This is a genomic window from Pedobacter borealis DSM 19626, assembly GCF_000708285.2.
Classification (GTDB): Bacteria; Bacteroidota; Bacteroidia; order Sphingobacteriales; family Sphingobacteriaceae; genus Pedobacter; species Pedobacter borealis.
The window spans coordinates 1-8,438 of sequence record NZ_JAUG01000151.1 but is presented as its reverse complement, the minus strand read 5'-3'; the positions used below and the strand labels follow the sequence as shown (position 1 = coordinate 8,438).

The following is an 8,438-nucleotide window of genomic DNA, read 5'->3' as shown; positions in this document are numbered from 1 at the left end:
AATTATCGAACTCAGGTCAGTAAGTATTTACACCCCTTTCAGCTCATCATAAGCAGCAGTTAAACTCCTTTGGATGCCATCTCCTTTCCATTCTGTTGCATTTGGAATTGAGCTTGCTTTTAGAATGTCTTCTTTGCTTTTTCCTGCTTTGATTTCTCCGCTCACAAAAGTTAAAAGGTTTTGCAAGTAATTTTGAAAAGCTTTAACATCTGCTTTGTTTCCTGTTACTTTTTCAGGTTCTAAGCTATGTCCCCAGATAAACAGGGTATCGTTATCAAACCGAGCTAAAATTTTATCCAATGCCGTGATCCAATTGCCGATGTGTGCGCCATTTTCCCGATCAATGTAAGGAAACTTACGATTGAACACCAAATCGCCTACATGCGCAATATTTGCATGCTCAAAATGATAAACGGCATCACCATTGGTATGACCGGAGCCATAATAGTAAGCTTTTATGTTCTCATCCCCTACTTTTGCAGTCCATTTTGTTCCAAAAGTAGTATCAGGCAACAACTGTTTGTCTAAATTATTTGCTTTCTCGGCGGCTCTTTTCTGATTCACTAAGGAGTTTTGATGTGCCACAACTTTTTCGGCCAATCCTTTAAAGGAAATATTGCCCGCGGTATGGTCGCCATGATGATGGGTATTAATCAGGTATTTGAAAGGTTTTTCACCAAGTTTTTTTAATTCTTCGATCACATGAGGTGCCGAAGTTGGGAACTGGGCATCTACCACTACAAAACCATTGCTCGAATTTAACCAGCCTATTGTACCGCCCTGTTCAGTAAATATCCCCACATTATTGCGCAATAGTTTAAAGTTGTAAGCACGCATTAGCTCTTGCTGCGCAAAAACATCCGTTTTATAAATTGAAAGCAAGGCCATGGCCAATGCCGAGTTTTTGATAAAATTTCTTCTTTCCATTTTGGGATTTAGCTAAAAAACCACAGCAACTGCTGTGGTTTAGATCTAATAATGAATAATTATTCTATTTTTTATCCTGTAAATTCTTTTTTTGCCGAGCCTTTCCTGTTATAAAAACGGTTACTAAGGCGACTAAATCAACTGAACCGAGTATCGTCCCAGCAGTGTCATGACCTTGGTTAATCAACCAAAATGAAGCAAATAAGACTATTATAGCTATAATAAAAGCAAATAATTGTCCTCTATCGCTTTGTCTAACTTGACCTTTAATAGCATGATTTTCAATATCAATTCTATGGTCTAATTGTTTCTCAAAACCAATCATAATTCTATCAGCACCATTTGGTATTATTTCATTATATCTATTGAGAGTCTCTGGATCAGGTAATGGTCCACTATGAGATTTAATTGAAACAGCCACAGTTTGCACTATTTTCCGTGCTCTATCTTTAGGAAGACCAGTAAACAGTTCGGGTTCAGTCCTTATAACCTCGTCTTCTAATCTTGTTAATTGTGCACGATGGTTTTGAGAGTTTTTATTAGATGACATTAATATTTATAGATTATAGAGTAAATTCTTCAATTGCGGACTTTAAGTCTTCTCCAACTACTTTAAAGTCATTACAAATAGCTTTTTGGTCTGCTTCTATATCCGAAGCAGAAGAATTATAATCATAAAAATCACCTGATAAATTGAATATTGTTGCAGCTCCAGTTATAAAACTCGAATTTGAAAATAAAAAATCACTGCATATTTTTTTTTCATCCATAAGATAACCTTTCTTTAGTTTAATAAAATTATTTAATATAAACCATTTAAGGTGAGTATTATTGTTTTTACATACAAATATAGTAGTCTTTCAACTCATTATCGTATCATTCGTGTTACAATAATTAATATAAAGCTATTTTTTACAAAACACCAATAAATTATATTCCCGAACCTGGTGTTGGTCCGGGTTCGTGTCCTGGCCCTAGTGGATTATTTTTTCGTTTATCATCTTTGTTAAAAAGATTAGTGGTTATTTTCGATGATTTATTTTCATCTAAAGAATCATGATCTCTCACATCTTCTACTTTTTTATCTAGCAAATCGTTCTCAACAACTTTACCTTTTTCCTTATTTGTTTCCATACTATTGTAAATTGATGTATTATAGAAACAAGTGAAAAATAAGATTGTTTTTCTTAGTTGTTTTGGGAATGGGTTTATGTATTTTTTAGAATATACCTGGTCAGGTATTCTCTAGTCTTAGCGTCCCGCTAAGACCTCTCAATTAATTTTGTTCTATGTTTCAGTAGCACAAAATAAAGTCATTAGCGAGACGCTAAGACTAGGTTAGCTACCAACCAAGCAATTAAAAGATTCTTCATTGCATTCAGAATGACAGAATTATAAAGAGAAGTCGTCATCTCGATCCCATAGTAATCGGATGAAGCGCTACCTATACCGATTTTCATCGGTAGCGAAACAGAGAGATCTATCTAGACAGGTTTCTCGACTGCGTTGCACTCCACTACCATTGATGTTATTTTGCAATTACTTACTAATAAGATATTTGCGACACTATACATTTCCACCCAGCTAGGCCGCACCACGGTATCCCCGTTCTACTTAAACCCGGCCTAACAAATTTTTCGGGCCGCACTCATCAAGCCAACCCACTAGCTTCGAAAGAAAAATTTTCAGCCGGCATTTTTTGTTTTTTCATGGGTCTTTATGTTTTCAACGGCATTCAAGCTAGCTACGCTGGTCTTTTTGATGCCAAAAAGAAAGAGCCTTTCGGCGGCGGTGAGCCGAGGCAAGGATGAGCCTCTGGGCAAAAAAGGATATGCATTATTCATATTGACTTTTATACAATAAATTACCCCTCGAAATGACAGCATCTCAACGGCAGATTTTAAAACATTGCTCCCGGGAGTTTTCCCAATTCGTGAATGCAGCCGAAAGAATGAAATCTTCTTTTATGGATTTTGTTGAAATGGTTTGAAGATTCAAATGAAAATGGATTAAGGATAAACTTGTAAATGTGTTTCCTTTCTTCATTTAATTTTTCTTCCTGCTTCGCGTTCTCTAGATTTTGATTGTTTTGGCTCTTTTCCATGACGATATAGATTGTTGAAAACATGGTTAGTTTTCAGGGTTAACAATTTTAATCAGAATGCTTTTTTAAGCTGCACAATACATTATAAAAAAGCTATTTAAAATTTGCTTAACCTTATACCACGGGGAATTTGATAAGGTTTCGTTCTGGAACAACATTAAAATGGCGTGGATTGCCTTTATCTTAATTAAATATAAGTTTTATTTTTGAGTTTTGCAAGGTATATTAAACCAAAAAATCAATTCCTTTTAAAATAACTGTCTTAAACCAATACTAACAATCTTTCCTCTTTACAAATAAAACTTCTGGTAAAATTATTTTTATCTCTTCCTTTGCCGCTTCCTTTTGCCAATAAAGAACAAAATTTACCTTTGCAGCCTTTAGGACAAAACCTTTTTTTAATTGAATATTTATTTCCTCTATAAATTTTCTTGAAAATTTAAGAATAGATTGACCATTTAAATTCTTACACTCATCTCCAACTACGATTAATCTCTCACCGCTTATTAATTGTGATATTAAATGTTGCTTATTGGCGAAATAATCCAGCCAGATATCAGTGTAGGTCATGTTATAAACAATCTCTTCCAATTCTGGATGCCTATCTGCATCATCAATTCTTTCTAAATTTTCAACTTCAATCTGGTCCAAATAATTACCATTTAAATGGACTGACAAGTTATTTTTAGCCCTCGTTATACCTACATATAACTGCCTTTTAGTACTATCCTTACTAAGGTCAAAATCTTTTAACAGTAAAAAAACATTATCGTATTCTTTGCCTTTCGATTTATGGATTGTGGAAACCATAATTGTTTCACTATTATCATAAAAAAAATCCTCAATCTTTGATTCTTTGATAAAAACATCAAAATCCGACTTGTATTTAATTTTCGGATTTACAGTTTCAAAATCATGGATAAGGTTATCAACGATTTCGAATTTGGAACTCCTTTTAAATTTATGGGTAAATTCCCGATATGCATTTGTCCAAACCTCATCACTATAAGTATATACTTCATCGTTTAATCCCAATCTAATTAAGAAAAATCTTATTTCAGCAAGGTTGTATAGATTAAAAGAATCGTTTGTCTGTATTAACTGAGCCGGCATTTTATGTTTTAACAAGCTGCCAACAACCATCGCTGCTTCTTCGTTTGTTTTTGTCAATACACATGTAGTACCTATCAATCTGGTTTTTAGAATATCATTAACCAAAGGCGTAATCAAATTGCCGTTTTTATGACTGGTTATTTTTATACCGCCGACATATTTACTATTGGAAATAATTGCTGTTGTTTTTAAGCGATGGCTTATTTTGGAGATGAATTGATTACTAAAAGCAACCAGATTTCGTTTGCTCCGATAATTATCGACCAATTCATACTTTACAGCATCTTTCTTTCTAAGAAATTCTTCCAGATATTTTGAATCGGCGTTTCTAAACTCATAAATATTTTGATCATCATCGCCTACTGCAATTACCCGCATCTCTTCATTTTGATCCATTAAAGCATTAATCAGTTCAAATTCATCGGCATTCATATCCTGTGCTTCATCAATTACCAAAACTGCTTTAGTGATTTTACTAATTTCTACTTCATTGTTCTTTATTCTAGCAACAGTATTCTTTAAAATGGCATCTGCTTTTTCTAAACTTCCCACCTTACCCAACAGATCAAAGCAAAAGGAATGGAAGGTTTTAATCTCAACAAAGCCCGCAGCATTTCCAATTAATTTTAACAAACGCTTTTTGAACTCTGTTGCTGCTGCCCTCGAAAAAGTAAGCATTAACAATTGTTCATGCTTTATATCTTCCATTAATAAAAGAGAGGCCAGTTTATGAACCAGTACTTTAGTTTTTCCGCTTCCCGGACCAGCAGCTACAATAATATATCTGTTTTCTTTATCATTTATGATCTGTGATTGACTTTCAGATAAATCACCGAACAACTGCTTGTATTTGGCTGGTGTAATATTTCGTTTTATTTCATTTTGGCGGGTTACATTAAAATATTTGTTTAAAAAGGAAGTATAATTAAGCTGAAAATAATCTTCTGCAAATGCTAAAGCAATTTTATAATTCTCGATCATTTTCTTAGCATATTCACCCACAATATGAATCTGCTGTACCCTATTGTCATAAAATTGATTTAGCTTCTCATAATCTTCGGCCCTATACCTTCTTTTATTATCATTTTCCAATCTATCTATTGTTAAACGGTTATAGATCACCATAAAACCGCCTTCAATTTTGATGGCTTCAATTCTAGAAAGATAAAACAGCGTATCTTCTACATCTTCAACAGTAACCGAAAGCTGAAATAAACTACTCCTATTGAGAAAAGTATCTTTTAGTTCATGAACCGAAAACTCTACCAAAACTTCATCCTTTTCGGAATTGTCTTTATCACTATTAGATTTGTCGTATAAGTATTCTACTATAAACCTAGCCAACTCATGCCTTTTATACAATTTATCTTTTAATAACGCTATTGCTTGTAATGCGATTAGAGAAATGTGATTTTTAGAGTATGGTTTATTTTCTCGCTTTATCCATTTTTTAATCGCCCAAAAATTGATGATGGTTTTGATTTTGTTTGGGGTAAAATCATTATAACCTTGAGATTCTGCCTCTTCATTTAGTTCCTTAAGGTTTATTGTTATTTCCTCTTCTTTAAAAACCGCTGTCAAAAAGTTTTCGATTTTTCTAAAAATCTCAACAATTGTCAATGAGCGGTTCCTGCTTTCATTTCTTTTAACAAATGCAGTTAAATCCTTGGTATCGGCAAGAATTTTCTCTTCCCGCAGCAAGTTTATAATATGGATCACATCTTCTTTCACCATACCCAAACTGTCTGATATATAATCAATGCGTGATTCACCGACATCATCAGATAACTGTTTCTTACTTTTGCTCGAAAAAAGTCTCTTAATAATCCTAACTGCCTTTTCTTTCTGTTTTTCATCAAACCTAAAGGAATTGTTAATTTTATCGATAGCCTCTTGAGCGGTTTTAGCTAAAATGCTGTTGGCAAAAACCCTGGGCATATTTTGCCCGCGCTTTAAGTAGCCGGCATCCTCCAAGGCTGCAATAGCAGTAGTTACTCTGGTTTCTATTTCATTAACACTATCATCCCAACCTGCTTTTCTTGCAATTTCCAATGCAGAATTTGAAACATTTAAACGAAACCGTGTAATATCTTTTACCGCTTTCCAAATCTGCTGGATTTCTTTAATGCTTAGTTTGGTTTGATTGAGCAAAATAAAATGTTTGCTTAAATCTTCTTCGTTAAACAATACATAACAAACTGCCGATAGCTTTTCATCACGGCCTGCCCTGCCCGCTTCCTGAACATAATTTTCTAAAGAGTCTGAAATATCGTAGTGCACTACCATTCCCACATCCTTCTTATCTACGCCCATGCCAAATGCAGAAGTAGCAACCATAATATTAGTTTGGCCGGCTATAAATTCATTCTGATTTTTCGTCTTTTCATTAGGTTCCATCCCCCCATGATAGTAATTTACTGAAAAGCCATCTTTTAATAACCGGGTAGCCAGTTTAACAGCTTTACCTCTTCTTGAAACATACACAATGGTTGGACAGTCCTTTTCTTCGATTAAATCGCGTAGCGCATTGTATTTTTCTTCGTCATCACTTTTTTCAAATACATTATACGTTAAATTTGTTCGTGAAGCCTTCGAGCTAAAAACCTCTAAATCAAGCGATAATTTTACATTAAAATAGTTTCTGATATCCTCAATTACATTCTGTTTGGCCGTGGCCGTAAAACATGAAACTGGAATGTGTTCTTCAAGACTCTTCTTTTCCTGTAATAGCTTTATAAAATCCCCTATATATAGATAATCAACCCTAAAATCTTGCCCCCAAGATGAGAAACAATGTGCTTCATCTATTACGAAACGGATAATTTTCCTTCCCAAAAGGAGCCTTTCTATTGATTTTGATCGTAAAGATTCAGGGGATATATAAAGTATTGATGCCGAGCCGTCTTCTACCCGTTCAAAAGACTTTCCTCGCTCTATTGGGTCTAGCAGACCGTTTATTGTAACTGCCTCAGTTATTCCTATTTTTTCCAGATTATCTACCTGATCTTTCATTAAAGACTGTAGCGGAGAAATAATAACGGTAAGCCCTTTTGCATTTGCACCGCCCATTAAAGCTGGCACCTGAAATGTTATGGATTTGCCCCCTCCTGTAGGAAATACAGCTAAAATAGATTTATTTTGAATAGCTGCCTCAACCGATCTTTCCTGTAGCGGCTCGCCAGCATAACTTCTGTATGAATCAAAACCAAAATATTTCTTTAGGCCTTTATGGATATCAAGTGCGGTATTACAATATACACAGCCAGTTAAACATGGTTTGTTTGTTAACTCAGACATAATACGTTCAACCTTTGGATAAACTTTCAATACCCATGGAGGTGTAATTGAATACCTGTCTTGGCAATTGATTATGGATAAACAGTAGGCTAATTCAATAGGATTTTGACGTATAATTTTATCTAGATCTGCCTGCCCACAGATTTTTAGGTGGAATTTGGCACGAATAATTCTGGCAATCTCTACAAAGTCTGCCCGGAAGCTTTTAAATTTAAAAAAGGCACTAAACTCTTTTTTATCATTTAACAACGCAAAAAATATTTGTTTTAGTAAATTATCCAGTTGATCGAATGATGCAATCTCATCATAAAAAAGATCCCTTGCTTTTATAGCGTCATTTAAAGGGTTATTTAATTCTTCCGTTTGGAGTTTATCATCTTTTAATAAAGCATGATATGGTTTATTGGGAAAAAGTAGTGGCGATAAATACAGTGTATCAATAACATGTAAATCAATCAATCCGGTTATCGCTTTCTTAAGATGTGGTAAATCATGGTAAATAATGTTATGTCCACAAATAAATTCTGTAGTGCCTAAAAATGCAGATAAGGATTCAGGGGAACTTGAATGAATACTGCTTCCATCATTCTTTATGCAACCTATATCTAGGATATTTAATGTTTCGGGGTTAATTTCAGTATCTACAAAAGCTATTGGTTTCATAAAACTATCACTGAGCGCATTAATAACAGGTTATCCAATATGCAATATAATAAAAAACCAAATGTATATCTATTAAGAACCGTGATTTGTTTTCGAGAGGATAACAGTCCATATATGCCAACAAATTATTAATGCTTAGAATTCTGATGAAAATATAAATGGCAATATTTCTTTTGGAAATCAGGTACAGTAGCATTTAGGCAAGTACAGTCCTGCCCTCCACTTTATCCCGATAAAAACCTATCGTGTGGACACATCTTTTGTTAATTCCATATTTATTTTTAGTACACATTCATAAGGCGGTCGTCATGCTGAATTTATTTCAGCATCTTTC

At 34.2% G+C, this 8,438-nt stretch carries 6 protein-coding genes; all 6 read right to left on the bottom strand.

Annotated features, from left to right (window positions below; all coding sequences use genetic code 11):
* Positions 1 to 27: 27 nt before the first annotated feature.
* The 6 genes from AW17_RS22790 to AW17_RS22765 all read right to left on the bottom strand — a co-directional run bounded on the left by AW17_RS22790 (position 28) and on the right by AW17_RS22765 (position 8,104).
* Positions 28 to 927 (bottom strand): MBL fold metallo-hydrolase, encoded by a 900-nt coding sequence (locus AW17_RS22790; RefSeq protein WP_029280519.1) that lies wholly within the window; start codon positions 925 to 927, stop codon positions 28 to 30.
* Positions 928 to 991: 64 nt separating this feature from the next.
* Positions 992 to 1,477 carry a DUF2335 domain-containing protein gene (locus AW17_RS22785; protein ID WP_029280517.1) on the bottom strand — a complete coding sequence of 162 codons (486 nt, stop codon included), beginning with the start codon at positions 1,475 to 1,477 and terminating at the stop codon, positions 992 to 994.
* A 13-nt stretch (positions 1,478 to 1,490) separates the two neighbouring features.
* A complete protein-coding gene (locus tag AW17_RS22780; protein WP_029280515.1) occupies positions 1,491 to 1,697 on the bottom strand; it encodes a hypothetical protein in 207 nt (68 codons plus the stop codon).
* A 160-nt stretch (positions 1,698 to 1,857) separates the two neighbouring features.
* On the bottom strand, positions 1,858 to 2,061 hold the full coding sequence (locus AW17_RS22775) for a hypothetical protein (protein ID WP_029280513.1): 204 nt from the start codon (positions 2,059 to 2,061) through the stop codon (positions 1,858 to 1,860).
* A gap of 766 nt (positions 2,062 to 2,827) precedes the next feature.
* Positions 2,828 to 3,031, bottom strand: a complete 204-nt coding sequence (locus tag AW17_RS22770; RefSeq protein WP_029280511.1) for a hypothetical protein — start codon at positions 3,029 to 3,031, stop codon at positions 2,828 to 2,830.
* Positions 3,032 to 3,304: 273 nt separating this feature from the next.
* A complete protein-coding gene (locus AW17_RS22765) occupies positions 3,305 to 8,104 on the bottom strand; it encodes a RecQ family ATP-dependent DNA helicase (RefSeq protein ID WP_029280509.1) in 4,800 nt (1,599 codons plus the stop codon).
* Positions 8,105 to 8,438: the final 334 nt, after the last annotated feature.

What these genes read in the sequence shown, in the direction of transcription:
- AW17_RS22780 (WP_029280515.1), bottom strand. Translation starts at nt 1,697, where the DNA reads ATGGATGAAAAAAAAATATGCAGTGATTTTTTATTTTCAAATTCGAGT.
- AW17_RS22770 (WP_029280511.1), bottom strand. Translation starts at nt 3,031, where the DNA reads ATGGAAAAGAGCCAAAACAATCAAAATCTAGAGAACGCGAAGCAGGAA.
- AW17_RS22765 (WP_029280509.1), bottom strand. Translation starts at nt 8,104, where the DNA reads ATGAAACCAATAGCTTTTGTAGATACTGAAATTAACCCCGAAACATTA.
- AW17_RS22790 (WP_029280519.1), bottom strand. Translation starts at nt 927, where the DNA reads ATGGAAAGAAGAAATTTTATCAAAAACTCGGCATTGGCCATGGCCTTG.
- AW17_RS22785 (WP_029280517.1), bottom strand. Translation starts at nt 1,477, where the DNA reads ATGTCATCTAATAAAAACTCTCAAAACCATCGTGCACAATTAACAAGA.
- AW17_RS22775 (WP_029280513.1), bottom strand. Translation starts at nt 2,061, where the DNA reads ATGGAAACAAATAAGGAAAAAGGTAAAGTTGTTGAGAACGATTTGCTA.